Origin of the sequence: Streptomyces sp. NPDC048650, from assembly GCF_043199095.1 — a bacterium.
GTDB lineage: Bacteria > Actinomycetota > Actinomycetes > Streptomycetales > Streptomycetaceae > Streptomyces.
On the sequence record NZ_JBICVM010000009.1, the window covers coordinates 104759 to 129771 of the forward strand.

The following is a 25013-nucleotide window of genomic DNA, read 5'->3' on the forward strand; positions in this document are numbered from 1 at the left end:
TACGTACAGTTCCGCCGAAGCGTGAACAGAACACACAATCCCAGGAAAGCGGCGCAGCGGCGATGACGGTGACCGAGGAAGGCCGGGCCGACGGCGCGGGTATCGATCTGGAGCGGATGGCGGTCTGCCTGAGCGTGCTCGAAGAGCTCGACGCGCTGCCGCTCGACCACCCCGACGCGATCGCCATACGGCGCGCCACCGCGGGCATCTACCGCAAGGTCAAGCAGCGCCGCCGGCAGGAGCGCCGGTCCGCCAAGACCGCCAACGACCACGCGGTCACCGCCGCCACCGCGACCGGAGCGCCCGACCGCATCGACGACGAGACCCAGGGCCTGGCACTGGCCAGCTCCGTCACGAGCGAGATCGCCGGCATCCTCCAGCGGCCCCGGTCCTGCTACGTCTGCAAGAGCCGCTATGTCGAGGTCGACGCCTTCTACCACCAGCTGTGCCGCGCCTGCGCCGCCGAGAACCGGTCGCGCCGCGACGCCCGTACGGACCTGACCGGCAGGCGGGCCCTGCTCACCGGCGGCCGCGCGAAGATCGGCATGTACATCGCGCTCCGCCTGCTCCGCGACGGCGCGCACACCACGATCACCACCCGCTTCCCCAACGACGCGATCCGGCGTTTCACGGCGATGCCGGACAGCGCGGAGTGGCTGCACCGGCTGAAGATCGTCGGCATCGATCTGCGCGACCCGGCGCAGGTGATCGCCCTCGCCGACGAGGTGAGCGCCGAGGGACCCCTCGACATCCTGATCAACAACGCCGCGCAGACCGTCCGCCGTTCCCCCGAGGCGTACGGGCAGCTGGTCACCGCCGAGTCCGCCCCGCTGCCGGCCGGCGAGCTGCCCGCCTCCCTCGTCCTCGGCCACTTCGGCAGCGGCGCCCCCGCCCTGCCCGCGGCCGGCGCCGAGCACGGCGGCCTGACCGCCGAGCACCTCACCGCCCTCGCCCTGACCAGCGGTTCCGCCTCGCCGGCCCGGATCGAGGCGGGCACCGCGATCGACGCCGGTGGTCTCGTACCCGACCTCCACGCGAGCAACAGCTGGATCCAGAAGGTGGACGAGGTCGACCCGGTCGAGCTCCTGGAGGTCCAGCTGTGCAACATGACCGCGCCCTTCCTCCTGGTGAGCAAGTTGCGCCCGGCGATGGCCGCCGCCACCGCGCGCCGTAAGTACGTGGTGAACGTCTCCGCGATGGAGGGCCAGTTCAGCCGCGGCTACAAGGGCGCCGGGCACCCGCACACCAACATGGCCAAGGCGGCCCTGAACATGCTCACCCGCACCAGCGCCCGCGAGATGCTGGAGACCGACGGCATTCTGATGACCGCCGTGGACACCGGCTGGATCACCGATGAGCGCCCGCACCCCGACAAGATGCGGCTGGCCGACGAGGGCTTCCACGCCCCGCTCGACCTGGTCGACGGCGCGGCCCGCGTCTACGACCCGATCGTCCGCGGCGAGCTGGGCGAGGACATCCACGGCTGCTTCCTGAAGGACTACGCCCCCGCGGCCTGGTGACCCCACGTCAGGTGAATCGGCGGCCGGCCGTGCAGGGCCCGCCGCGGGCGGATCGGCGGCCGGTCGGACCAATGGCCCGGCGCAGGTGGTCGGTTGCCGCCCGGCCCGGCCGTGCCGCCCGCTATCGTGCCCCGGTATGGATCATGCCGAGCCGTTCATCGATGCCGCCGCCGAGCACCAGGTCTGCTGGTTCTGCCCGTCCCTGCGGCTGCCCGCGGGCGGCTTCGACGTGCTGGCGGCACCGAGCCGGGACTATCCGTTCGATGCCGCCGACGGATTCCGCTACCACCGCGTGACGCGGGTGCCGGCGTGCGTCCATCCCGGGAAGGTCGGCCTGGCGGCGGGCGCCTACCGTTCCGAGGGCCGGCTGCCGGAGCTGCCCGAGACCGCTGAGCCGGTGGCGGCTCCGGCTCCCGCCCCGGCACCGCCCCGCGAGCCCGATCCGGCCCCCGTACGGGCGCTGTTGGAGCGACGGGCCCGGCGCTCGAAGCGGCGCAGCATCCACGAACCGGCCCCGTTCGAGGGCCCGTTGCCGCCCGGTGTGCCGGACCGGGTCGACGACCTGGCCCCCTGGATCCGGTCCCTGATGGCCGCCGCGCCGCCCGACTCACTCGCCGAGGTCCTGGCCGGCGCGGAGACGGCCGCCCGCGAGCGCTTCCCGGACGAGGCCGTGCTGGACGTGCTGCGGCAGGTGCTGGCGGGGGACTGAGCGGGTGCCGGCGGGAGAGTGAAGGGCGCCGCACACGCACGAGCCGGCGCGAAGGCCGTGCCGGGGGAGCGGGCGGGCGGAGCGGATCCGGCCGGAACTGAACACCGGCGCCGCTCGGTCCGTACTACCCCTCATCACTCATCGTCTGAGGAGGGGCACATGAACGAGCCCACCACGCCATCGCTGGCCGCGCTGCCCGACGGAGAGGCCGAACTCCGTGTGGTGCTCCGGCTGCAGTGGGAGGACGTCGCCGCGCTCGGCCAGGAGGCGGGGCGGCTGGCCGCGCGGTTGCGGCGGCCGGTGAGTCTGGACGAGGCCGCCAGCCACCGGCTGCGCGGGCGGCCCATGGGAGGCCACGCCAAACCCGCGGCGCCGGAGCGCTCCCAGCCCGCCGTGGCGCAACCCGCGGCCGTCGCGCAGCCGGCGGCCGTGTCGACGCTGCCCGGTCGGTCGCCGGGGGAGCAGGCACGCCAGGCGATCGAGAAGATCACCGGAGGTGTCGGCCACGAGACGGCCTGACCGGCCCCTGGGGCTCCCCGCCTTCTGGTGCGCGGGGAGCCCGGGGCCGGACCGGCCCGGGGGTCAGGACTGGGGCCGCTTGCCGTGGTTGGCGCCGTTCTTGCGGCGGGCCTTCTTCTTGCGGCGTCGCTTGGAGGACATGCCGGCTCCTTTCTCGATGAGGGCGCTTCCCCTCCTTCCTACCATTTCGCTGCGTGGAGGACCCGGCCCCCCGGTCACGTTCACCCGTCGCATTCCTCCGTCGCATTCACCCGTCGGCCGGCGGCCGCCGCAGCACATAGACGCCGACACACACCGCGAGCACGATGACGCAGCCGGCGAACACCAGACCGGCATCGCGCAGGCCCAGTGCCTGCGAGAGCGCTCCGACGCCCACGACCGGCAGCGAGATGCCCAGGTAGGCGACGAGGAAGAAGGCCGAGATGGTGCCGCCCCGGTGCTCGGGGGGCGCCGCCGCGCCGACGGCGGTCAGGCCCGCGCGGAAGGCGAGACCCTGGCCGGTGCCGCCGCACACCGCTCCGATCACCAGCACCGGCAGCGACTGCACCGCCAGGGACGTACCGACCAGCACCAGGCCCACCACCAGCACCAGGCAGCCGCCCGGCAGTGCCCGCCGCACCCCCAGCCGGCCCGCCAGCAACTGGCCGAGGGTCGAGCCCAGGAAGACGGTGAAGACGGTCGCCCCGGACACGGCCAGGTTGTGCACGTCAAGGGTCTGGCTCTCGAAGCTGGGGGCGACGGCGGTGAACAGTCCCAACAACGAGAACCCGGCGAACGCCGCGACCGCGGAGGGCGTGAACACCCCTCGTACCTCGGCCGGCAGGTGCAGCCCCGCCGGCCGCAGCCGCGCGGGCCGCTGCCGGCGGCGGACGGTCTCCGGCAGGAACCAGGTGAGGACCGCGGCCACCGCCACCAGCAGCAGATGCGTCAGGAACGGCAGCGCCAGCGGCCACGGCGCGTACTGGGCCAAGGCGCCCGCGAGCAGCGGACCACATCCCAGGCCGCCCATGTTCGCCGCCGTGGCGGCGAATCCCGCACGCTCCTCCTGCCCGGGTTTCGCCAGTTCCAGCACCGTGGCGGTCGCCGCGCCGCTGAACAGGCCCGCGGCGAACCCGGAGAGCACCCGCCCGGCGAACAGCGCCGGCAGCCCGCCTTCGAAGAGGAAGCACAGGGCGCTGGCCGCGGACAGCCCGAGGGCACACAGCAGTACCGGCCGCCGGCCGATCTGGTCGGAGACATTGCCCGCGAACAGCAGCACGGCGATCACCCCGAGCGCGTACGCGGCGAAGACCACGGTGACCATCAGCTCGGAGAACCCGAGCTCCTGGCGGTAGAGCCCGTACAGCGGTGTGGGCAGGGTGGTGCCCGCCATACCGATGGCGAACACCCCCGCGGCCGCGAGATACCCCAGGTGTCGTCCCGGTCGGCGATCTGTGTGAAGGAACATGACGCCAACCGTAGGAGCCGGTCGCACAGGTATCCCGCTCCCTCGCGCCTATCTTGTGCCTTCATGGACCGCATCTCGCGCGCGACGCCCGAAGAGACGAACCCCCTGCGCCTCCTCTCCCTCGACCGGCTCCGGCGGCGGACCAGCATGAAATGGCGCAGATACCCGCCGGACGTGCTGCCGCTGTGGGTGGCCGAGATGGACGTCCCGCTGGCCCGGCCGGTGGTACGGGCGGTCGCCGACGCGATGGAGCTCGGCGACACCGGCTACCCGGAAGGGTCTGCGTACGCCGAGGCGCTGGCGGAGTTCGCGCGGACGCGCTGGGGGTGGGACGGGGTCGCCGTCGCGCGGACGGCGATCGTGCCCGATGTGATGCAGGGCGCCGTCGAGATGCTGAAACTGGTCACCGGCCCCGGCGACCCGGTGGTGGTCAACTGCCCGGTCTACCCGCCGTTCTACCAGTTCGTCACGCACATGGACCGGAGTGTGGTCGAGGCGCCGCTGGGCGGGGATCAGCGGATCGACCTCGCCGCGCTGGACACCGCCTTCCGGCGCGCCGTCACGGGCGGGCGGCGCGCCGCGTATCTGCTGTGCAGCCCGCACAATCCGACCGGTACCTGCCACACCGCCGACGAACTGGCTGCCGTCGCCGCACTGGCCGACCACCACGGCGTGCGGGTGGTGGCGGACGAGGTCCACGCCCCGCTCGTGGCCTCCGGGGTGGCGTTCGTGCCGTACTTGAGCGTGCCCGGCGGGGAGCGGGGCCTGTCGCTGATGTCGGCGTCGAAGGCATGGAACCTCGCCGGGCTCAAGGCCGCCCTCGCCCTCGCCGGTCCGGCCGCGGCCGAGGACCTGGCGCGCCTGCCGGAAGAGGTCTCCCACGGCCCCAGCCACGTCGGGGTCATCGCCCACACCGCCGCCCTGGGCGACGGCGTCCCCTGGCTCGACGCCCTGCTGCCCGGCCTCGACGACAACCGCCGCCTGCTGAGCGGCCTGCTGGCCGAGCACCTGCCGGCAGTCCGCCACCGGCCCGGGGAAGCCACCTTCCTCGCCTGGCTCGACTGCCGCGCACTCGGCCTCGGCGACGATCCCGCGGCCGTCTTCCTGGGACGCGGGCGGCTGGCGCTGAGTTCCGGCACGGCCTTCGGGACCGGGGGAGCGGGGCATGTGCGGCTCAATCTGGCGACCTCACCGGAACTGATCACCGAGGCGGTACGGCGGATGGCGGCGGCCGTGGCCGGCGTCTGACGCCCTCCGGGCGGACGCCGGGACTTCGGCCGCACTCCTCTAGGCTTCTCAGTCCCACACGACACACGAACACCAGTGCAATCGGATTCACCGGCTCTTGCAGAGCGATCAGGGGGAAACGGGGAACATGGCAAACGGTTGGATACCGCCGACGGATGTCGAACTCGACCTGTACGAAGCGAAGTCGTGCGAGGACTGGGACGCCTACAAGCGCATCCTGCTGGCCGCCGACACCTTCACCTACGCGGACAAGGAGGAGGTCGACGAGGTCGGCGGCAAGGCGTCGATGCTGCTGTTCAAGGCCCCCGACGGCGGGCGTTGCTTCGTCGTCCACACCCGCGGCCGGATGCCGGACCACCATCCGAAGCTCGTGCTGTGCACGATCCATCTGCCACCGGTGTCCGAGACGGACGAGGTGGACGAGGACGGCCGGCTCCCCGGACTGCTCGTCAACCCCGGGGCCCCCGAAGGGGCGTTCTTCCCCGGCTACCACGGTCAGGACGCCGACTGGCAGGCGCTCGTGGACGACGTGCCGGAGCGCGGGCACGACGACGATGAGCTGATCACCAAGTACTCCGGCCCGCTCCAGGGCCCGCTCGCACACGGCCTGGCCTGCGGCGCACACCTGGCCGTGCACAACCAGGTGGTGTGGAACGACCTGGGCGACGTGTGCGGCGACTACCTCCGTGACGTTTCCACACTGCGCGACTCCTGGGACGTCGAGGACCGCGAGCGGTGGCTCGACCAGCTCACGTACCTGCTGGAGGGGCGCAACAGCCCGCCCCTCCCGGAGTTCGCGCTGATGGTCCGTCGTGAGCTCGCGCGCCGTCAGCCCGGTGCGCACACCGACCCGCAGGTATGGCGCCGGGTGACCGCCGTCAACCTCCGTGAACGCGGTGCGGACGACGAGACGGTCACCGAGGCCACGGCGCTCATCGGCCGGATCATCCGCTACGAATCCCGCTTCCGTGCCGACGGCATCCTGCCTCCGGACGGCTGGGTCACCTCGGCCCTCGGCTACGACTTCGGGCGCGCGGTCAGCTTCGCCCGCTGGGGCCTGGGCGCCCGCTTCACCGACGAGCCCGAGACCGAGAAGGCCGTGATCCGCGCCGGCGAACTCTGCCAGGAGCACTACGCGACATGGGAGGAGTTCTCGGCGGGCTACATCCTCGGCCGCGCCCTCCGCTTCGACGAGGAGTCCTTCGGCCACATGTACAGCTCCGCGCTGACGCCGCACCGCATCCTCACCGAGGACCTGGCCGGCCCCTGGCGGACCATCCCCTTCCGGTCGGGACCTGATTCCAGGGCGGGATGACGGGCGAGGCGGTTCCCCGGGCGGGACGTCCCACCGCCCGGCAGCTCCCCGCCGACCATCGACCGAGCAACCGCCCTGATATCGAGCAACTGCCCTGATTTCGCGACAACTTAGCCCATGTGCTGGCCGAAACCCGGCCGGTGTGCAACGCCGCCGTCACCTCGCCCGTCCTCCCGCATGCACCTGTAGGCAATTCTTCTGTGGAGGTACCTCTTGCGACGGTGGGGAACAGCAGCCGCGGCACTCGTACTGGCTGCCGCCGGGCTGGCGACCACGGCCGGGGCGGCCGCCGCCGCGACCGGCCCGGTGGGCGGGGCCGGCCGGACCGGGGCGTGCGCGACGGCCTGGGGCAGCGGCGACAAGTCGGCCACGGACGCATACGCCGCGCCGCTGACGAACATCAGGACCAGCCGGAACGCCTGCTACGACCGCATGGTCTTCGACATCGGCGGGGCGAGCGGCAAGGCCGGCTACCACGTCGGCTATGTCAGCGCCTTCCACCAGGACGGCTCCGGCGAGCGGATACCGGTCAAGGGCGGCGCCATCCTGCAGATCTTCGTGTCCGCGCCCAGCCACGACCCGTCCAGCGGCAAGCAGACCTACGCCGCCCAGGCCGGGAAGCCGCTGCCGGGCGTGCACCTCGCCGGGTACCGGACCTTCCGGGACACCAGGTTCGGGGCGAGCTTCGAGGGCCAGACCCAGGTCGGCCTGGGCACCCGGGCCAAGTTGCCGTTCCGGGTGTCCCGGTCCGGTCATGAGCTGATCGTGGACGTCGCGCACACCTGGTGAACCGCCGCGCCGCCTCGGGCCGCCCGGCCGCACCCCAGTGGTGGCCGGGCAGTCCGGTCCGGCCGCCGGACCGGATGGCCGAAGTGCGACGTATCCAATATTCCGGGTGGGTCCGCCTGCAACCGGCACGTCGGGCAAATAGTCATACCTGACATGAACCGACTACTGAACCTTCGTGGACGGCGGTGGGGCACCGGCCGCCGCGCCGGTGCGGCGCTTGCCGTCGCGGCGCTGACGGTGCCGCTGACGGTGGCCCTGAGCTCTCCCGCCTCCGCCGCCGCGTCCCCGTGCAACGCCCTGCGCGGTCCGTATCAGCAGCAGGCCGAGAAGTTCCTCGGGCTCCGGGTGGACGGGCGGCAGTCGGCGTCCGACTGCCGGGCGATCCGGGCCTTCCAGACCGGCCACGGCATCAGCCCCAACATCGGCTACGCCGGCCCCGTCACGTGGGGCGTGATGCGCCTCGTCGCGCAGCAGCAGGCCGCCGGGCGCACCCCGAACAAGGCCCACAAGTGCCCGACGAACAAGGGGCGCACGGCCTGCGTCGACCTGACCCGCCAGATCAGCTGGATCCAGGACGGCTCGAAGCTGGTGTTCGGCCCCGTGCCGGTCCGCACCGGCCGTGACGGCTACGAGACCCGCACCGGCGCCAAGAAGATCTACTGGCGCCATCTGCACCATGTGTCGACGCTCTACGACGTCGCCATGCCGTACAGCCAGTTCTTCGACGGCGGCCAGGCGTTCCACTCCATCAGCGGCAGCGTCTGGTCGGCGCCCGGCTCGCACGGCTGCGTCAATATGCGCGACAAGGACGCGAAGAAGTACTGGTCCCTGCTCAGGAACGGCGACGACGTTCACGTCTACGGCCGCAAGTCCGGCACCTGAGCCGTCCGACGGCTCCGCCGTGCCCGTCCACCGGTCGGGCACGGCGGAACAGCGCCCGGCTATGCCGGATGCCGGGTGGTGCGTGAGGCGGCGGGCAGGGCACAGGCGGCCGTGCCGCCCGGCAACCGGTGGCGGTTGCGCGCGATCAGCCGGTAGACGCCGTGCGCGGCCCAGCGCGCCGGCGGGAGGGTGAGCACCGCGCCCACCAGCGGCCAGCCGCCGGGTGCACTGAGGAGAAGCTTCGCGACGGCCTGGGCGCCGCCGTACACGTCCCCGGCGGGCGTCACCCACAGCACTTCGTGCTCGGCCCGCTGCCCGCTGATGCCGAGCGCGTCGAGATCGGTGAACTGCCACGGCGTCGCCGTGCAGCGCGGCCGCAGACGCCGCTCGGCGAACCGCACCGAGGATGTACAGAAGGCGCAGTCTCCGTCGTAGACGAGTACGGGTTGTTTCCGCACGGGCCGTCCCCCTTCGATGTGCTGCCGGCGCCGGCACCCGAAACGTTACCGCGAAGGATCCCGGGTGGAACGCCGGCCCCGCCCGAGCAGATCGGGACGGGCGGGGCCGGAGGGGATGGGGCCGGCGGATCAGCGCGCGAGCAGGTTGTACAGCGCCATCGGGGTCACATAGCCGGGCCAGCGGTGGTCGGCGAAGAGATGCACCCCGGCATCCTGATAGCACTGGTCGGCGAGTTGTGAGCAGATCATGTGGCGGGTGCTGGCGACGTAGCGGCGCAGACCCGGCACGGGCAGATGGAAGCGGTGCGCGGCGATCGCCGCGTAGTCGAGGAAGCTGTACGGCACTCCGACGTACCGGGTGGCCGCTTCGCAGATGGCGGTGCGTTGCTGCTCGGTGAGCCCCTCGGGGCAGACGTAGAGCACATCGGCGTCGCTGTACCGGTCGAGGGGGCTGATGCGGGCCCCGCCCGGCTCGGCTTCCAGCAGCCGGTCGCCGGGCAGGACCACGAAGGCGTGTTCGTAGTCGGCGAAGCCGTCCTTGTTGATCCACTGCCCGAGGCGGATCAACTGTCCGGTGACACCGGATATTTGGGTGAGTCCGATGTCGCCGGGCAGGGGATGGGTGTGCTTCATGAGCAGCTCCCGGGGGCGCCGAGGTGAATTACCCCGGGTGATACCCGATGTGCACAGGGTGATAACCGAAGTGCGGCCGGGGCGTGCGGGATCCGGCCGCACCGCCCCGCATCCGGCCGCGCTCCGCCCGTGCGTCACGCCCGGCGGACGACCAGCTCCGTGTTCCGGTCCGTCGCCGCTCCCGCCATCGACTCCCGCACGCCCCCGGACAGGCCGGCGCCGAGGCCCGGAGCGTTGTACGACAGCTCGCGGTAGAGGGAGGCCAGCCCGACGGCCGACAGGTCGTGGAGGTCCGTGCGGTGCGGTGCGGCGGACTCGATGAGGGTGGTGAACAGCGACACCGTCCCGTCATGGTTGTCGGCGAGTTCGAAGAGTCTCGCGTGGTGCGGATAGTCCACGTGCGAGGCGGTGTTGACCTCCCAGAAGGAGCGGGAGGCCGTGGGGTGGGGGTGCGGTGTGATGCGGTTGATGTGGCTGTGGCCGTTGATCCAGGCCACCACGTTCGGGAACCGCCCGAGCAGCGCGATCACCTCGTCGCCGTCGTGCCGCTTCTCCTCCGTGCGCGCCGCGTCGGGGCGCCGCGTCATGCTGGGGCTGTGGTGGTGGCTGAAGACGAGGATGTGCGCGTCATCGGCCCCCGCATTGCGCGCCGGCCGCCCGTCCGCGTCGTGGTAGCGGGCGCTGTGTGCGACCAACGTCCGCTCCAGCCAGGCGAGTTGTTCGCTGCCCAGCGATCCCTCGTAGTGGCCGCTGCGGTAGGTGGTGTCGATGCTGATGCCGATGACACCGTCCGCGACGTCGAAGGAGTAGTACATCCGCTCGCCGTCCAGGTGGTTCTCGCTGTATCCGTGTCCGGCGGGCCCCGCCCCCGCGAAGGCCGGGTCCAGGTGCGCGCGCAGATACTCCTGCGGCGTGATCATGCGCCGGCGCTCGTCGGGCGTCACGGTCTGCGCCCGGGAGGCGTTGCGGCGCAGCATGTCCTTGAGGACGGTGCTCTTGGGGTCTCCGCCGGTCTTCAACGCGCGGGCGACGGCGGCCACGTCGGCATCCGGCAGGGAGAACACCTTGCGTGCCCCGGTGACATGGTCCCGCAGTACGGGATCGTGCGGCGACAGGCAGCCGCCCGGCAGATCGTCGTGGTTGCCGGGCGTGGAGTACCAGGGGATGTGCAGTCCGGGGCTGACCACCGGGCGCAGCGCGGCGTCCAGATAGCCGGGTATCTCGGGCAGACCGCGTCGTTTGTCCTGGTCGCGCAGGCCGCTTTCCGGATGCCAGTACAGCGGGAGGCCGGAGTTCTGCACCCCTTCGTACGACCTCGGGTCCCCGGTGTTGGGCGTGACGCGGCCCCCGCTCATGACCGTGAGGAACCACTCCAGCTCCACCGCGGAGTGGTTGTCGATGTTGTCCCCGGTGGACATCACGAACGCCGGCGGCCGGCCGGTATGGGGCCCGCCGCCGAGCGCGTTGACCTGCTCCACCAGGGAGACGCAGCCGGCCACCGACAGCGCCTCCTGCGCCCGCCAGGACCCCGCCGACCGGGCACGCAGGAACTCGGTGCGCAACGGGTTCTGGACGTCGGCCACGTGAAGGTCGGTGAACTGTACGAAGCACGCCAGCGGTGTCCGCCGGTCCGCGCGTCCGCCGCGGGCGGTGGCGAGCTCGGGCCGGACCACCACCGGCCAGCCGGGGCCGGAGACGATACGGCGGTAGCCGCCGTGACCGGCGAGACGCGCCGTGGTCTCCAGGGTGGTGGTGCCGTACGGTGCCGCTCGCCGGACGGCCGGTGGCGCCGGGGGAGCGGACGCCGTGGGCGGCGGGGTGTCGGCGGACGCGCTGTCCGTGCGCCGGCCCGGCAGGGCCCAGGCGGCCCCGGCCCCGGCGACGGCTGCGCCTGAGGTGAGAAGGAATCGACGACGGTTGGTGGTGGTCTCGCTACCGGCCATGTGGCCCTCCGTGCGGTGACCGGCGTACCGGTCACAGCGGTGTCACCAAGCGGAACATCTCCTTCCGAAAGCCTTGGTGGCGAAGGGGACCGGCACCTGAACGGCACCGGAACGCGCCGCACCCATCACCCGTCGGCATTCCCCGCCGACAAGCGTCGGCGCCACCGCGGAGGCCGTGTGCGGCTCGTCGCGGTAGCGCCGGGTTCGGGGCGGGCCGATGTGGGTTCGGGCCCGGGCCGAGGCCGGGTTCAGACCCGGGCCGAGAAGGGGCAGGCCCAGTCGGCGGGCTTGCGGCGGCCCGAGTACCGCCGGGCCTCGGAGAGCATTTCGTACTCCACGAGGTTGGGGTTGATGTCACCCTGCAGCTCGATGTCCTGCTTGCGGATCTTCTCCTGCAGCCGCTCCCACAGGCCCGCGGCCTTGATCCGGTCGAACTGGGCGTGGGAGTTGAAGGCCAGCATCGGGAAGGGCGGGCGGCGGCCGATCCGGCTGTGGGTCTCGTGCAGTCCGATCACGAAGAACGGGTGGCCGGCCACGCTGTAGGCGAACGCACCGGAGGACGGGTCGGGGTCGTAACCGTCGGCCCAGGAGTGCGTGCGGCTGTCATGATCGTGCACTGCCTGCAGCTGCCGCCACATCAGCTGTTCGAACTCGACCTCCGAGACCATCAGCGGACCGGAGAACGTGGCGACGAAGCTGGTGAAGGGCTTGGCGCTCCAGTCCACCGCGGCCACGTACGCCTGCAGGTCGGCCGCCATCTGCTGGGCGGCTCCGTCATCGCCGAACCACGTGTAATGGTGGTGGGCTATGCCGCCCTGCCGCCATGCCGAACGGCCGGCCAGGCAAGGGAACGAGTCGCCGAGCAGGAACTGCCCGACTTCAGTGGCGGCGGAGACGTCAACCGTCATGTTCGCGATACCTTTGGTCAGAGGGAAACCACCCGTGGTGGGGACCACGGCAGTCAAGATCGGACGTGGCCGTTTCGTCAAGCCAGGAACGGAGCACCCCGTCCGCTTCCGGCACCCGCACCGCTCTGACCAGGGCTTCAGCGGTCGGCTCGGGCATCCGCTCAGCACCGCCGACGACCGCCCACGACACGCGAGAAGCGCCCGGCTCCCGGCGGTCGCCCGGCCCGGGACGCACTGGGCGACCGGGGCCGGGCGACTGGTCCGGCCGGAGCGCACCGGGCTGCGGCCGGGCGGGGGCGATGACCCCGGCGGGGCGGGCCAGGGCCCCCTCGTGCGCGGCCGCGTGGTGACCGGTGCGGGTGCGGTGGCCGAGGCACCGGGAGCAGCACCCGACAGCCCCTCGGACGGCGCTGCCGGGCGCAGCGTCGGAGGCGGGCGAGAACGGAATCGCAGGAACGGGGGACCCGGCACCCCCGCGGCCCGCGAGTGGCCGGCGTCACATTCCCCCGTATTGACCTTCACATCAATGTGAAGGTTCGAGCATGGCCATCAAGCGAAACCGCCGCACACTGCAGACACGAGGTGAGCTCTGATGGACAATCAGCTCTTCGACTACAGCCCGATCGTCGAGCGGGAGCCGATCCGGTGGCCGGGTGGCGCCCGGCTGGCCTTCTACGTCGCGGTGAACGTCGAGCACTACCAGGTCGACCGCCCCTCGACGAGCATCTTCCCCGGCACCGCGGAGCTGGCACCGGACCCGTTGAACTACGGCTGGCGCGACTACGGCCCCCGGGTCGGCATCTGGCGGCTGATCGAGAGCCTCGACCGGCACGGGCTGCGCGCGAGCGTGATGCTCAACTCCGACGTCGCCGAACGCTACCCGCAGATCATCCGGGCGGGCCGCGAACGCAACTGGGCATGGGCCGCACACGGCAGGAACAACTCCGTCTTCCAGGCCGACATGACACCCGACGAGGAACGCGCCTATCTGGCCGACGTCGTCCACACGATCGAGAAGGCCACCGGGCGGGCGCCGCGCGGCTGGCTGGGCCCGGCGCTCACCGAGACCTTCCGGACGCCCGAACTGCTCGCCGAGTTGGGGCTGAGCTATGTGATGGACTGGTCCAACGACGACCAGCCGTACCGCCTGAACGTGCCCGGCATGCTGAGCGTCCCGTATTCCATCGAGGTCAATGACATCAGCCTGTTCGTCGGCAAGAGCCTCAGCGGGCCCGACTTCGTCCGGATCGTCAAGGACCAGCTGGACCAGCTCTACGAGGATGCGGCCGACAGCGGCCGGGTGATGTCGCTGGTCCTGCACCCGTTCGTCATCAACCAGCCGTTCCGGCACAAGTACTTGGACCAGGCGCTCGCGTACATCGCGAACCATCCCGGCGTCTGGCTGACGACCAGCGACGAGATCGCCGCGCACTACGCCGGAACCCTCGGCGGTGCGGCGGCCTGACGGCCCGGGCCGACGGCCCGTTCCCGCGGATGATCCGCGCAGGGCGGTGAGCGGGAACGCTCGAGGCGGCGCCGGCGGGTAGCCGGATGCTCGGGCCACTACACCGCCTCCCGCCGGGCCGCCGTATCCCCTGCGCCGCGCTCCGCTGCCGCCGCTGTCGCCGCTGTCGCCGCTGTCGCCGGGAACAAGGAATTCCCGGATGGGGCATTCCCTCCCTTGCTTCGTATTTCCTCTTGACTCTGCCTGAGCAGGGAGGAAACTGGTTATTACACCAGACAGCCGGAGAGCCCCACCGTCGACAGAGACGTTTGTTGGCAGGCGACCCTTGACGTGGCCCTGGCCAGGCCCCCGGAGGTCCCCGGCGCCGGAGACTCAGCGACGACTGAGACAGATGGCGACGAGGTGGACCACCGGGGACTGTGTTGCGCTCACGCGCGCGTCGGCCACGTCAGGGAGGCAGGCGCCGCACCGCGCAGAGCCGGGCAGCTCGCCGCGGTCCGCTCGTGTCGCCGTCCGGCCGGAAGACGGAGAACTCCCGGCAGCGTGGGCCCCTCCCGCAACGGCAAGGGCACCGACCGTGGCCCGCCCGGCCCGTACGGTGCCCCCTCGCCGCCGTCCTGCTGCGGCCCGGCCCGGCCCGGCCCCTCGCCCGCACCGCCAGGAGCAGCCCATGAATGCCCAGCAGGCCCGAGAGCTCGTGCACGCCGTCTTCGGCGCCCGGATCCATGCCGAGGTGACCGGATTCCCGGGCGGCAACCTGTCACTCGCCATCACCGGCAGCCTGCACTCCGCCACCGTCGACGGACACCCCGACACCGGCTGGGCCTACAGCATCGACCCCGCCGAGGACGACGGATTCACCGGCCACGACAAGGTCGCGGACACCCTGGAGGAGGCGCTGCGCGACATCCGCGTACGGCTCGCCGGCTGACCGGAGAGTCGCGGCGGACGAGACGCTGCTCGATCTGTTCCAGCGCCCACCGGAGAAGCCGACGGGTGGTCCGCACCCGGTGCGCAGGGTGGCGGCGAGGGCGATGGATCCGGCAGCCGCGCGGGAGCAACGCGCCGGCCCGGCGTGGACGGGGCGGGCCCGGCTCCTGGTGAGAGGGGTGATGCGGGTAGATTGAGTGCCGGACTGTGCCGCCCGTACCCGGAGACGTGCGCAAGGCCGCCCTTCCGTCGAACACGTGGGCGCGCTGTCGGAAACCGCCGACAGTGCCGAGCCGCTCCACCCCGCCCGCCCACCGCCGACACCGTCGTGTCCGGCACGTTCCGGAGTCCGAAAGCTTGAGCACCGAGTACGCCACGCGTCGCCCTGCCCCCACGAGACGACTCGTCGGGCGCGCTCCGGCCCCTCCGGCACCGAGGGCGCTGCTGCGCACCACCGCGTGGTCGATATCGGTCCTGTTGCTGGTGGTCGCGGCCGGGGCCGTGCTGCACGAACCGATGCTCATTCCGCCGGTGGCGGCCAGTGCCGCGCTGGTGCACAGCACTCCGTCGCTGCCACTCGCCCAGCCGCGCAGTGTGGTCGGCGGCCATCTGCTCTCCGCCCTCACCGGCTCCGGGGTGCTGGCCGCGTGGGGCTCCTCGCCGTGGGCGGCGGCCCTGGCCGGTGGCCTCGCGCTCGGCGTCATGATGCTCACCCGCACCCCGCACTCACCCGCGGTGGCGACCGCCGTGATCGTGGTCATGCAGTCCCCACCGCTCGGGCGGTTCACCGCACTGCTGGGCCTGGCGACGGTCGTGGTGGTCTCGTCCGGCATGCTGGCCGCGCGCGCCAGGCGCACCACCCACCGCTACCCCGCCTACTGGTGGTGACCCGAACCTGCCTCCGCGACGCCCTGTCCACACCCGCGCAGCCCGATCCGGCGGTCGTCGACGCCGGCGAGCCCACCACACCGGGGGCTCAACGTGCCTGTCGCGGAAGGAGATACCGGCGTCAGTCGTGTGCTCGCCTTGCCCGACAGGCCCAGAGCCACCCCGAAACGGTCCAGTTCCCCGAACCGGTCGAGTGCCACCGCGCCCACCCGGCGGAGCGCCGCCGCTCCGCCGGGTGGCACCTGCTCGCGGGCAGGCCCCTGTCGCACGCCCCGTCATCGACCCCAAACGCTGTGCCCGTGAGCCGAGTTCGGGGACGTCCCGACTCCTCGACGAGGTCGCGGCCGTCCGTCATCGGAGCATCGCCTGCCGACGAGCCCACCCGCCCGGACGGCCACCGTGCGCGGGGCGGCCGTGGCGTGATCCGGTCCTCGACGCCGGCGGCCGTGGCAGGGTGCCCGTCGTTGCCGGGTGCCCGCCCGGTTCGTGAGCCGGCTGCCCGTCGGTCTGCCGGGAGCGGCGCCTCCCGGTGAATGGTCCGGTGGCGGCGCCCGGTCCAGGTCGCCGGGCCGGCTGTCGTCGCTGTCGTCGCCGCAGGGGCCACGCTCCGGCTTGTTGGACGTGACGGGAGCCGCGGCGTGTTACAAGTATCGACATGTGGCGTAAATCGGGTCGTTTTGGTGCGCTGCTCCGCCGACGGCGGGCTGCCCGAGCAGCGGCCGACACCCACGCGTGTCGCCACCAGGAGGGGGCGCCCGCCTCCGCACCCCATGGCGCCGACCCCGTTGCGGGCGACGCGACGCCGCGTCGTGACTGGCGCGGGCTGCGGAGCATCGCCGGCCAGGTCTTTCTGCTGCAGTCGGTCATCGTGCTGGTGCTCGTCACGGCCGCGGGCGTCGCGGAGGTCGTGCACGCACGTCACGACAGTGAGAGCGCTGCGCGCATCCGTTCGCTCAGCGTGGCGGAAGGTTTCGCCCATGCGCCCGGGATGGCGCGGGCAGTGCAGTCCGCCGACCCCACAGCCGAGCTACAGCCCCTGGCGGAGGAGGCACGGCGAGGCTCCGGGGTGGATTTCGTCTCCGTTCTCAGCCGTTCGGGCATCCGCTACACCGATCCCGCCCCCGGCCTGATCGGTCGTCCGGCATCCGGCGACTGGCGCCGGGCGTTGAGCGGTGAGTCGTTCACGGAGAAGTTCACCGGAGCACCCACCGAGGCGATCCGGGCGGTGGTTCCGGTCACCGACGCCCAAGGCAAGGTCGTCGGCGTGGTCACCTCGGGTGTCCAGATCACCACCGTCTCGGGCACGGTGTGGCAGGAGCTGCGTCTCCTCCTCGGCGCGGGGGTGGCGGCCCTCGTTCTGGCCCTGGGCGGCGCGGCGCTGGTGAGTCGCCGGCTGGGACACCAGACCCGCGGGCTGGGGCCGGCGGAGGTGACCCGCATGTACGAGCATCACGATGCGGTGCTGCACGCCGTGCGGGAAGGCGTCCTCATCATCGGCGGCGACCAGCGGCTGACGCTGGCCAACGACGAGGCGAGGAGACTGCTGGAGCTGCCTTCGGTCGCCGAGCGGCGCGATGTTCGTGATCTTGGTCTCGACCCGGGTTTCGCCGAGATGCTGGCCTCGTGCCGCGAGGCCACGGACGAGGTCCACCGGGTGCACGACCGGCTGCTGGCCGTCAGCTGCCGCCCTGCCGGCCCCATGGGCGGAATCGTCGCCACGCTGCGCGACACCACGGAGCTGCGTGCGCTCACCGGGCGCGCCGAGGTGGCCCATCAACGGCTCCAGCTGCTCCACGACGCCAGTCTGCTCATCGGCACCACGCTGGATGTCACCCGCACCGCCCAAGAGCTGACGGGGGTGGCCGTCCCGCGACTCGCCGACGCCGCGACCGTCGACCTCCTGGAGTGGGTCCTGCGCGGCGAAGACCCGGCAGCGGGCGCAGGGATGAGCCGCGCCGCCGCGGCACACGCGCCGGGCAGTCCGCGGGTGCCGGACGAGCCCACCGTCGTTCCGCCCGCCTCGCCGCAGACGCAGCCAGGCCCCGTCAGCCGAGCGGTACTGGTGTCCGACCTCGGCACCGGCGGCGGAGGGCGGACCGCCGGCCCGCAGCGCGCCCAGGAGCTTGTCGAGCGCGGGCTGCGCTCACTGATCGCCGTCCCCATTCGTGTGGGCACCTACGAACTGGGCGTCGTCCACTTCTGGCGCACCAAGGAGTCCGCCCCGTTCGAGACGGACGACCTGTCCGCCGCCGAGGAGCTCGTCGCCCGGGCGGCACTCTGCATCGACAACGCCCGCCGCTACACCCGCGAGCACACCATGGCGGTGACTCTCCAGCGCAGCCTGCTCCCGCGTGGCCTGCCCGAGCAGAGTGCCCTCCAGGTCGCCCACCGTTATCTGCCGGCCCGCGCCGGCGTGGGCGGAGACTGGTTCGACGTCATCCCGCTCCCCGGCGCGCGGGTGGCACTGGTGGTCGGCGACGTCGCGGGGCACGGGCTGCACGCCGCAGCCACCATGGGCCGACTGCGCACCGCCATCCACAACTTCTCCAGCCTCGATCTGCCCCCCGATGAACTCCTCAGCCACCTGGACGAGTTGGTGGTCCAGATCGACCGCGACGAGACCGCCGCCGGCCAGGAGACGACCGTCACCGGCGCCACGGCCCTGTACGCCGTCTACGATTCGGTCTCCGGCGAGTGCACGGTGGCCAGGGCAGGGCACCCGCCACCCGCCGCCGTCCACCCCGACGGCACCGTGGCGTTCTTGGAGGTGCCGGCCGGACCGCCGCTCGGGGTGGGCCAGCTGCCCTTCGAAGCCAGCGAACACCTGCTCCCCGAAGGCAGCCGACTCGTCCTGTACACCAACGGGCTCATCCACAGCCGCGAGCGGCACATCGACGACAGCCTCGACGTCCTGCGCCACGCCCTCACCCGGGTCGGCCAGACCCCCGAGCAGACCTGCGACGACCTGTGCCGAGCACTGCTGCCCCGTGCTCCCGAAGACGACGTCGCCCTGCTCGTCGCCCGCACCAACCGGCTCCCCGCCACCCAGGTCGCACACTGGACCGTCCGTCACGATCCCGCCGCGGTCGCTCCCGTCCGGGCGGCCGTCACCCGGCAACTCGCCCAATGGAACCTCGACGACATCGCGTTCACCACCGAACTCATCCTGAGCGAACTGATCACCAACGCCATCCGATACGGCACCCCACCGGTCACCGTCAGGCTGCTGCGTGATCGCGTCCTGACCTGCGAGGTCTCCGACACCAGCAGCACCTCCCCGCACCTGCGCTACGCGGAGACGACCGACGAGGGCGGACGGGGCCTCTACCTCGTCGCCCACCTCGCACAGCGCTGGGGCACCCGCTACACCCCGCAAGGAAAGATCATCTGGACCGAACAACCTCTGACCGAGGGATACCACCAGCTCTCCCCCGAGTGAGTCCGCCGCGTCACACGCCGAGTGCCGGCGCCGCACCTGTCGGTGGACGGTGCCGCTGCGCCGCCGCTCAGCCCAGCTTCCGGTCGAGGTTGAACGCGGCGCTGATGAGGGCGAGATGGGTGAACGCCTGCGGGAAATTGCCGATCTGCTCGCCGGTGTGGGCTATCTCCTCGGCGAAGAGACCGAGGTGATTGCCGTAGGTGAGCATCTTCTCGAAGGCGAGCCGGGCCTCGTCGACGCGGCCGGCGCGGGAGAGCGCTTCGACGTACCAGAACGAGCAGATGGAGAAGGTGCCTTCCGCTCCCCGCAGGCCGTCCGGGCTGCTCCGGGGGTCGTAGCGGTAGACCAGGGAGTCGGAGACCAGGTCCTCGCCCAACACGTCCAGTGTGGAGAGCCATTTCGGGTCGGTGGGGGAGATGAACTTGGCCAGCGGCATCATCAGCACCGAGGCGTCCAGGACTTCGTCGCCCTCGTGCTGGACGAACGCCTTCCGCTCGGCGGACCAGCCGCGCTGCATGATCCGCCGGTAGATGGCGTCGCGTGTCCCCGCCCAGCGCACCATGTCCGCCGGCAGGCCGCGATGCGAGGCGATCCGCATCGCCCGCTCGATCGCCACCCAGCACATCAGCTGTGAGTACAGGAAGTTCTGGATTTTGCCGCGGGTCTCCCAGATGCCCTCGTCAGGCTGGTCCCAGTTGGTGCAGACCCAGTCCACCAGCTGTCCGATTGTGTCCCAGTGCGCGCTGGAGAGCGGCTCACCCCACTTGTCGTAGAGGTAGAGGGAGTCGATCAGGGCGCCGTAGATGTCGAGTTGGAGCTGATTGACGGCGTTGTTGCCGACCCGGACGGGCGCTGAACCGAGGTGCCCTTCGAGGTGCGGGAGTTCTTGCTCCGGGAGCTCGCTGCGTCCGTCGATTCCGTACATGATCTGGAGCGGCCCGCGGGAGGTGCCGTCCTGGCAGGTGTTCGCGGACAGGAAATGAACGAATGCCTTGGCCTCGTCGGTGAAGCCGAGCCGGAGCAGCGCGTAGATGCAGAACGCGGCGTCGCGGACCCACACATAGCGGTAGTCCCAGTTGCGCTCGCCGCCGATCTGCTCGGGGAGGCTCGTCGTGGGAGCGGCGACGATGGCGCCGGTCGGGGCGTAGGTCAGGAGTTTGAGGGTGAGCGCGGAGCGGTGCACCATCTCCCGCCAGCGTCCCCGGTAGCGGGACTGGGAAAGCCAGGTGCGCCAGTACCGGACCGTGGCGGCGAACAGCTCCTCCGCCTCGGTCAGCGCGCAGTGCCGCGGTTCGATGTCTTCGCCGAGCCGGTCGAGGGCGAAGACGGCGGACTCGCCCTCGTCCAGCGTGAAGGAGGAGCGGGCGTCCGGACCGTCGATGTCGACCGGAACGCTGGATGTCAGGGCGAGGGAGAGATCGGGGGATTCGAAGATCGTCTGGCAGTCCCGGGTGCTGACCGTGTGTGTGCTCCGGCCGTAGTCGAAACGGGGCGCCACGCGGGCGGTGAACGGCAGCGATCCGCGTACGCACAGCACCCGCCGGATCAGCCGGTGCCGGCCCGCCTCGCGCGAGTCGTCGACGATGGGCATGAAGTCCTGGACCTCGCCGACGCCGTTGTCGGCGAAGAACCGGGTGATCAGGATGTTGGTGTCGGGGAAGTAGAACTGCTTCGTGCGCGCGGGCACGGCGGCGGACAGCTCGAAGGCACCGCCCCGGTCCGCGTCGAGCAGCGCCGCGAAGACGCTGGGGGCGTCGAACCGCGTGCAGCAGTACCAGTCGATGGTGCCGTTCGTCCCGACGAGCGCGGCCGTGCGCATATCGCCGATCAGCCCGTGCTCGGCGATGGGGGTGTAGCGGGGCGCGTCCGCCCTGCTGGGGCGGAGGCTCTCGCGGTCGGTCATGTGACCTCCCCGGCGCTGGGGGCGGGATCGCTGTCTTCAGGTTACCTCCGGGGGGTGGGGGCGGCGAGTGACGATGCAGGTGGGGCGGGGGAGGGAGAGGCCGGAGCCCCGGGGGAGAGGGGCGGAGCGCGGTGGCATGCGGCGAGCCGGCAGACGAAGCGGCCGGCCGCCGACGGCGGACGGTCGGCGGGGAGCCTATTGGAGCCCCGTCTCCGCCTTGCTGAAGAGCACGCCCTCCGAGTAGAAGAACACCGCACTGCTGCTGCCGTCGGCGCCGTAGCAGGTCCAGGTGGTGGGGTAGCCGTCGGCGGGGCCGGTCTCGCTCTCCTTCTGGCAGGTGCTGGCGAACTTCAACAGCGCCTTCTGGCGGCTCCCGGCCTTGATTCTCTGGAACTCGGCCAGGGTCAGCGGGTCGCTGGTGAGGGCGCTGCCTTCGTAGGCGCCGGCGATCACGAGGAGGCCGAGGATGCTGACGCCGGCTATCGCGCTCTTCTTCACAGGAGGAGTCGTCCTTATGCGGGTGTGGGGCGGGGCGCGGCAAGGGGTCCGATGAGTCTTCCGTGCACCGTGTCGAGGGGTGGTGCGCTGATACGCAGCCTCGTCCCGGCTTCGTGAACCGACGCGGGACCGGCCCGCACGGGACGACGCGGGACGGTTCCTGTGCCGTCCTCACGCACCACAGCGCGGGGCGAGCCGCGGCAGGATTATTTCACTGCCGCGCACCGCCCGGACCGCCGGGTTCCACACGGGCCCGACACTTGCCCGGAATCGGCCATGACCGTCCGGGCGGGCGCGGGGGGCTCATCGCGCGGCGCTGGGGTCACCGGAGGAAGGCCGGGTCCCAGTCGTCAAGTGTGTCCCTCAGGGTTGGCCGAAAGCCGAGCCGGGCGGACCGGCGATTGTCGTGCGCGCTCGCTGTGTCGGCCGGGCGTTCGCTGTGTCGGCCGGGTGTCGTAAGGCCGATGACGTGGAGCCTCGGGGCCTGAGGGGGAGGCCGGGGTGTCGAGGAAATCGGCCGGAATGCATCCGGGGCGAATATCGGTCGGGTGGCGCGTACTTTCGGACAGATCTGCATTCGGTAGACCCTGGTGCAGGTCAGACCCTCTTTCCGGATAAGTCAAGCTTTTCGTAAGTCTGTTGACAGCGACGGAGTGGCACTGCGACCTTTTCATCGCCCTCACCACTCGAACGGTCGGTCGTCCCGCCGCGGCGCCGTGGTGACGGCCTGGCACGAGTGGCCCCGGTGACGTCGGCGGACGTCCACCCGGACCTGGAAGAAAACGGGGGGCAACCATGTACCGCAGGATGCACATCAGAAAGACCTTGTCGTGACCCTGGTGGTCATCGGCGCCAATCCGACGGTCGCCCGTGCGGCCGAAGCGTTGCCCGGTGACCTCGTCCACGTACAGCTGCCCGGAGCCCCGGCGCTCCACCGGTGGCGTGAACGGACTTCGGGAGTGCGGCAGGTGTACACCGCCGATTTCCAGGACGGACCGGCCTTCCTCGCGTTCGTCGACGAGGTGCTCGAGCCGCTGTCGCCCACCGCCGTCGTCTCGCTCACCGAGCTCGGCCTGGAGCCTGCGGCCGCGGCCGCGGCCCGCCTGGGTGCCCGCGGCGTCGCTCCCGAGGTCGTCCGGCGCACCCGCGACAAGCTGGAGATGCGACGCGTCCTCGCGCGAAGGGCGGGACACCTGAACCCGGCCTTCGCGTCCGGTGACGACGCGGACGCGGTGGCGCGGCTGTTCGCCGCGCACGGCCCGGTGGTGGCGAAGCCCGTCAACGGCGTCGGTAGCAACGCCGTGGCGCTGCTGCACTCGTCCGCGGACCTGACGCCGGACCGCCGGACTGCCGGCACCTTGCTCGAAGCCTTCGTCGCAGGGCTGGAGTTCAGCGTCGAGACGCTGTCAACCGGCGGCCGGCACACCGTCGTGGGCATCGCCCAGAAGGGGACGACGGGTGGCTTCGTCGAGGTCAGCCACATGATGCCGCCGCCGTCGCTGGACGCCCGCCGGCGCGCGCTGGTGACCGAGGCCGTCGGGCAGTTGCTGGACGCCGTCGGGCTGACGGACGGGCCGAGCCACACCGAGGTCAAGGTCGACGGCGACCGTGTCGTCGTGATCGAGACGCACAACCGCCTCGGCGGCGACGGCATCGCCGACCTGGTGCGGCTCACGACCGGCATCGACTGGCGTCGCGCCGCCCTCGGGTGGGCGGTCGGCGCGGGGCTGCCGTCCGCGCGGGCCGCAGCCACCGCGGCCGCGACGGTCTTCTTCACGGCCCCGCCCGGCGAGGTCACGGCCGTCGCACCGCAGCCGTCCCTGGTCCACGGCACGGTCGTGGAGTGGGACGTCACGGTGGAGCCGGGTGACGAGGTCCGGCCGCTGCGGTCGTCCACCGACCGCCTGGGGGCCGCCGTCCTCACCGCCACCGATACGCAGGCGTGCGTGGCGGCGGTGGCGGAACTGACGGCCCTGCCCGTCGTCACCACACAGCCCTACGGCGTCGCGCGGCCGGGCACCACGGCCCTGCCGCACGGCGCCCCACAGCCCGCGCCCGCCGGATAACCGGACAGCACGCACCGCCCCACGCACAGCCCCACGCACCACCGCATCACCCCACACCCTTCGGTCCGGGCCGGTCACCCCGTGGAAGACCGCGCCCCGAAGGGTCGAGCGCAGCCTCACCTCACCTCACCTCTCATCTCCTCATCCGCCTCACCTGACCACTCCCTGGGGGGACCATGTCCGTCGACAACACGCCGATTTCCTACGATTTCCATGGAGACGCGCCGTTCACGACGCCGTTCCAGGAGCTCAGGCCCGAGGAGATCCACATCTACCTCGACCTGGACACCAAGGTGGGAAAGAACACCTGCGGCCAGAAATGTACGCACTGTTGGTTCGTCAACTACGAGAAGGTCTACGACAAGTCGTTCGCGATGGAGGAGGGGCCGCGGATCCTGTCCGGCCTCCAGTCGCACGGCTACCACGTCTACCCGCGCTACGTGGACAGCTTCGCGTACGACGGTGAGTTCATGCGCATCTACGGGCCCGCCAACAACCGCGAGTTCCGGCAGGAGTCCGACCACAAGCCCACCGAGACGATGGAAAAGGGCGACGCGTGGACCAGCGGCCGCCCGCTGCTCGCCGACAACTACATGGAGCTCCTCGACCTCGCCCGGGTGAACGGCTACGGCACCATCTCCATCACCTACCACGGCGTCATCGACGAGAACCTCCACGTCATCGACGACGGCAGCTACCCCATCAAGGGAGTCTTCAGCGGCGCGAACACCGAGGAGGTGCTGCGCCGGATCGACCGCTACAACGCGCACCACCGCGCGGGCCTGCCCGCAGGCACCGAGGAGCCGGACGCCTTCCGGGTCAACATCGGCGTCACCGTCGGCCGCCACAACCACGGCCGCCAGTCCCTGGAGCGCTACGCCCACTACTTCAACACGCTGGGCGTCGACACGGTCCGCTTCAACAACTTCTCCGACCACGGCGGCCGCCACCCCGAACTCCAGCTCGACCACGAGGAGATCGAGCAGGCGTACCGCGACTTCAAGTGGCTGCACGAGAACGTCGAGCTCGCCTTCCAGCTCGGCGTGAGCGAGGACTTCGGGACCTTCGGGATCAAGGCGATGGGGTTCCCCGGCCACGTCGGCTGGTGCCGGGCGGGCCGGCAGCTGTTCGCCGCCATCCCCACGGAGGAGAAGGTCCTGTCGGAGTCCGACGGCGAGCGCCGCGAGAAGATCGGCGACATCGTCGGCTGCGTCAACACCTTCGAGCCGCACCTGGGCATCCTCGTCCGCACCGTCGCCGACGGAGGCCAGGACGTGCGCTACGACCTGGAGTTCGACCACGCGGAGATCGAGGCGTTCACCAACAAGCGGCTCTCGGGCGTCTACAAGGACGGATGCTTCGCCAGAGAACTCTCCCAGGAGCAGGGACTGATCTCACGGGTCCCCGCGCGCCGCCGGCTTCCCCTCGTCGAGACGACGGGTTGAGGGAGAGA

Annotated in this window: 21 protein-coding genes; 13 read left to right on the forward strand and 8 right to left on the reverse strand. The window is 71.5% G+C overall.

Annotation, left to right across the window (positions count from 1 at the left end; all coding sequences use genetic code 11):
- Nucleotides 1-62: 62 nt before the first annotated feature.
- From ACGFML_RS25020 to ACGFML_RS25030, 3 genes are all read left to right on the forward strand, one after another.
- The gene (locus ACGFML_RS25020; protein ID WP_393547198.1) at nucleotides 63-1520 is read left to right on the forward strand and encodes an SDR family NAD(P)-dependent oxidoreductase; all 1458 of its coding nucleotides are present in this window, start codon (nucleotides 63-65) and stop codon (nucleotides 1518-1520) included.
- Nucleotides 1521-1656: 136 nt separating this feature from the next.
- Nucleotides 1657-2229 carry a hypothetical protein gene (locus tag ACGFML_RS25025; RefSeq protein WP_393547200.1) on the forward strand — a complete coding sequence of 191 codons (573 nt, stop codon included), beginning with the start codon at nucleotides 1657-1659 and terminating at the stop codon, nucleotides 2227-2229.
- Between the two features lie 159 nt (nucleotides 2230-2388).
- Nucleotides 2389-2748, forward strand: a complete 360-nt coding sequence (locus ACGFML_RS25030) for a hypothetical protein (RefSeq protein ID WP_393547202.1) — start codon at nucleotides 2389-2391, stop codon at nucleotides 2746-2748.
- A gap of 63 nt (nucleotides 2749-2811) precedes the next feature.
- Here the strand turns inward: ACGFML_RS25030 and ACGFML_RS25035 are convergent, their stop codons facing one another.
- Together ACGFML_RS25035 and ACGFML_RS25040 are read right to left on the reverse strand one after the other, a co-directional pair.
- A complete protein-coding gene (locus ACGFML_RS25035) occupies nucleotides 2812-2889 on the reverse strand; it encodes a 50S ribosomal protein bL37 (RefSeq protein WP_370454205.1) in 78 nt (25 codons plus the stop codon).
- A gap of 106 nt (nucleotides 2890-2995) precedes the next feature.
- Nucleotides 2996-4195, reverse strand: coding sequence for an MFS transporter (locus tag ACGFML_RS25040; protein WP_393547203.1), 1200 nt, complete (start codon nucleotides 4193-4195; stop codon nucleotides 2996-2998).
- 63 nt (nucleotides 4196-4258) lie between these two features.
- Here ACGFML_RS25040 and ACGFML_RS25045 point away from each other — a divergent pair, with 63 nt between their 5' ends.
- The 4 genes from ACGFML_RS25045 (at nucleotide 4259) to ACGFML_RS25060 (ending at nucleotide 8429) form a co-directional block, all read left to right on the forward strand.
- Entirely contained in the window at nucleotides 4259-5443 is a 1185-nt protein-coding gene (locus tag ACGFML_RS25045) for a MalY/PatB family protein (RefSeq protein ID WP_393547205.1), read from the forward strand.
- Between the two features lie 127 nt (nucleotides 5444-5570).
- Nucleotides 5571-6758 carry a DUF1266 domain-containing protein gene (locus ACGFML_RS25050; RefSeq protein ID WP_393547207.1) on the forward strand — a complete coding sequence of 396 codons (1188 nt, stop codon included), beginning with the start codon at nucleotides 5571-5573 and terminating at the stop codon, nucleotides 6756-6758.
- A gap of 213 nt (nucleotides 6759-6971) precedes the next feature.
- Nucleotides 6972-7547, forward strand: a complete 576-nt coding sequence (locus ACGFML_RS25055; RefSeq protein ID WP_393547209.1) for a hypothetical protein — start codon at nucleotides 6972-6974, stop codon at nucleotides 7545-7547.
- A 153-nt stretch (nucleotides 7548-7700) separates the two neighbouring features.
- Complete coding sequence (locus tag ACGFML_RS25060; RefSeq protein WP_393547211.1) at nucleotides 7701-8429, forward strand: L,D-transpeptidase family protein; 729 nt, start codon at nucleotides 7701-7703, stop codon at nucleotides 8427-8429.
- A 59-nt stretch (nucleotides 8430-8488) separates the two neighbouring features.
- On the opposite strand, the gene ACGFML_RS25065 is transcribed toward ACGFML_RS25060, so the two are convergent.
- The 4 genes from ACGFML_RS25065 to gntA all read right to left on the reverse strand — a co-directional run bounded on the left by ACGFML_RS25065 (nucleotide 8489) and on the right by gntA (nucleotide 12371).
- Nucleotides 8489-8887 (reverse strand): thiol-disulfide oxidoreductase DCC family protein, encoded by a 399-nt coding sequence (locus ACGFML_RS25065; RefSeq protein WP_393547212.1) that lies wholly within the window; start codon nucleotides 8885-8887, stop codon nucleotides 8489-8491.
- A 129-nt stretch (nucleotides 8888-9016) separates the two neighbouring features.
- Complete coding sequence (locus tag ACGFML_RS25070) at nucleotides 9017-9520, reverse strand: hypothetical protein (RefSeq protein WP_393547214.1); 504 nt, start codon at nucleotides 9518-9520, stop codon at nucleotides 9017-9019.
- Between the two features lie 134 nt (nucleotides 9521-9654).
- Nucleotides 9655-11463: a TIGR03767 family metallophosphoesterase gene (locus ACGFML_RS25075; protein ID WP_393547215.1), complete on the reverse strand. Its 1809-nt coding sequence runs from the start codon at nucleotides 11461-11463 to the stop codon at nucleotides 9655-9657.
- A gap of 248 nt (nucleotides 11464-11711) precedes the next feature.
- Entirely contained in the window at nucleotides 11712-12371 is a 660-nt protein-coding gene (gene gntA, locus ACGFML_RS25080; protein ID WP_393547217.1) for a guanitoxin biosynthesis heme-dependent pre-guanitoxin N-hydroxylase GntA, read from the reverse strand.
- 592 nt (nucleotides 12372-12963) lie between these two features.
- On the opposite strand from gntA, the gene ACGFML_RS25085 reads away from it, so the two are divergent.
- The 4 genes from ACGFML_RS25085 to ACGFML_RS25100 all read left to right on the forward strand — a co-directional run bounded on the left by ACGFML_RS25085 (nucleotide 12964) and on the right by ACGFML_RS25100 (nucleotide 19093).
- The gene (locus tag ACGFML_RS25085) at nucleotides 12964-13836 is read left to right on the forward strand and encodes a polysaccharide deacetylase family protein (protein WP_393547218.1); all 873 of its coding nucleotides are present in this window, start codon (nucleotides 12964-12966) and stop codon (nucleotides 13834-13836) included.
- Between the two features lie 670 nt (nucleotides 13837-14506).
- Nucleotides 14507-14767 carry a hypothetical protein gene (locus ACGFML_RS25090; RefSeq protein WP_393547220.1) on the forward strand — a complete coding sequence of 87 codons (261 nt, stop codon included), beginning with the start codon at nucleotides 14507-14509 and terminating at the stop codon, nucleotides 14765-14767.
- Between the two features lie 356 nt (nucleotides 14768-15123).
- Nucleotides 15124-15654 (forward strand): HPP family protein, encoded by a 531-nt coding sequence (locus ACGFML_RS25095; protein ID WP_393547222.1) that lies wholly within the window; start codon nucleotides 15124-15126, stop codon nucleotides 15652-15654.
- A gap of 655 nt (nucleotides 15655-16309) precedes the next feature.
- Nucleotides 16310-19093, forward strand: coding sequence for a SpoIIE family protein phosphatase (locus tag ACGFML_RS25100; protein ID WP_393547224.1), 2784 nt, complete (start codon nucleotides 16310-16312; stop codon nucleotides 19091-19093).
- Between the two features lie 67 nt (nucleotides 19094-19160).
- Here the strand turns inward: ACGFML_RS25100 and ACGFML_RS25105 are convergent, their stop codons facing one another.
- Together ACGFML_RS25105 and ACGFML_RS25110 are read right to left on the reverse strand one after the other, a co-directional pair.
- Nucleotides 19161-20996, reverse strand: coding sequence for a glycoside hydrolase family 15 protein (locus tag ACGFML_RS25105; protein WP_393547226.1), 1836 nt, complete (start codon nucleotides 20994-20996; stop codon nucleotides 19161-19163).
- Between the two features lie 195 nt (nucleotides 20997-21191).
- A complete protein-coding gene (locus tag ACGFML_RS25110; RefSeq protein WP_393547227.1) occupies nucleotides 21192-21494 on the reverse strand; it encodes a hypothetical protein in 303 nt (100 codons plus the stop codon).
- Between the two features lie 830 nt (nucleotides 21495-22324).
- Here ACGFML_RS25110 and ACGFML_RS25115 point away from each other — a divergent pair.
- Both ACGFML_RS25115 and ACGFML_RS25120 read left to right on the forward strand, forming a co-directional pair.
- Nucleotides 22325-23560: an ATP-grasp domain-containing protein gene (locus tag ACGFML_RS25115; RefSeq protein WP_393547229.1), complete on the forward strand. Its 1236-nt coding sequence runs from the start codon at nucleotides 22325-22327 to the stop codon at nucleotides 23558-23560.
- A 176-nt stretch (nucleotides 23561-23736) separates the two neighbouring features.
- Nucleotides 23737-25005, forward strand: coding sequence for a radical SAM protein (locus ACGFML_RS25120; RefSeq protein WP_393547231.1), 1269 nt, complete (start codon nucleotides 23737-23739; stop codon nucleotides 25003-25005).
- Nucleotides 25006-25013 lie beyond the last annotated feature (8 nt).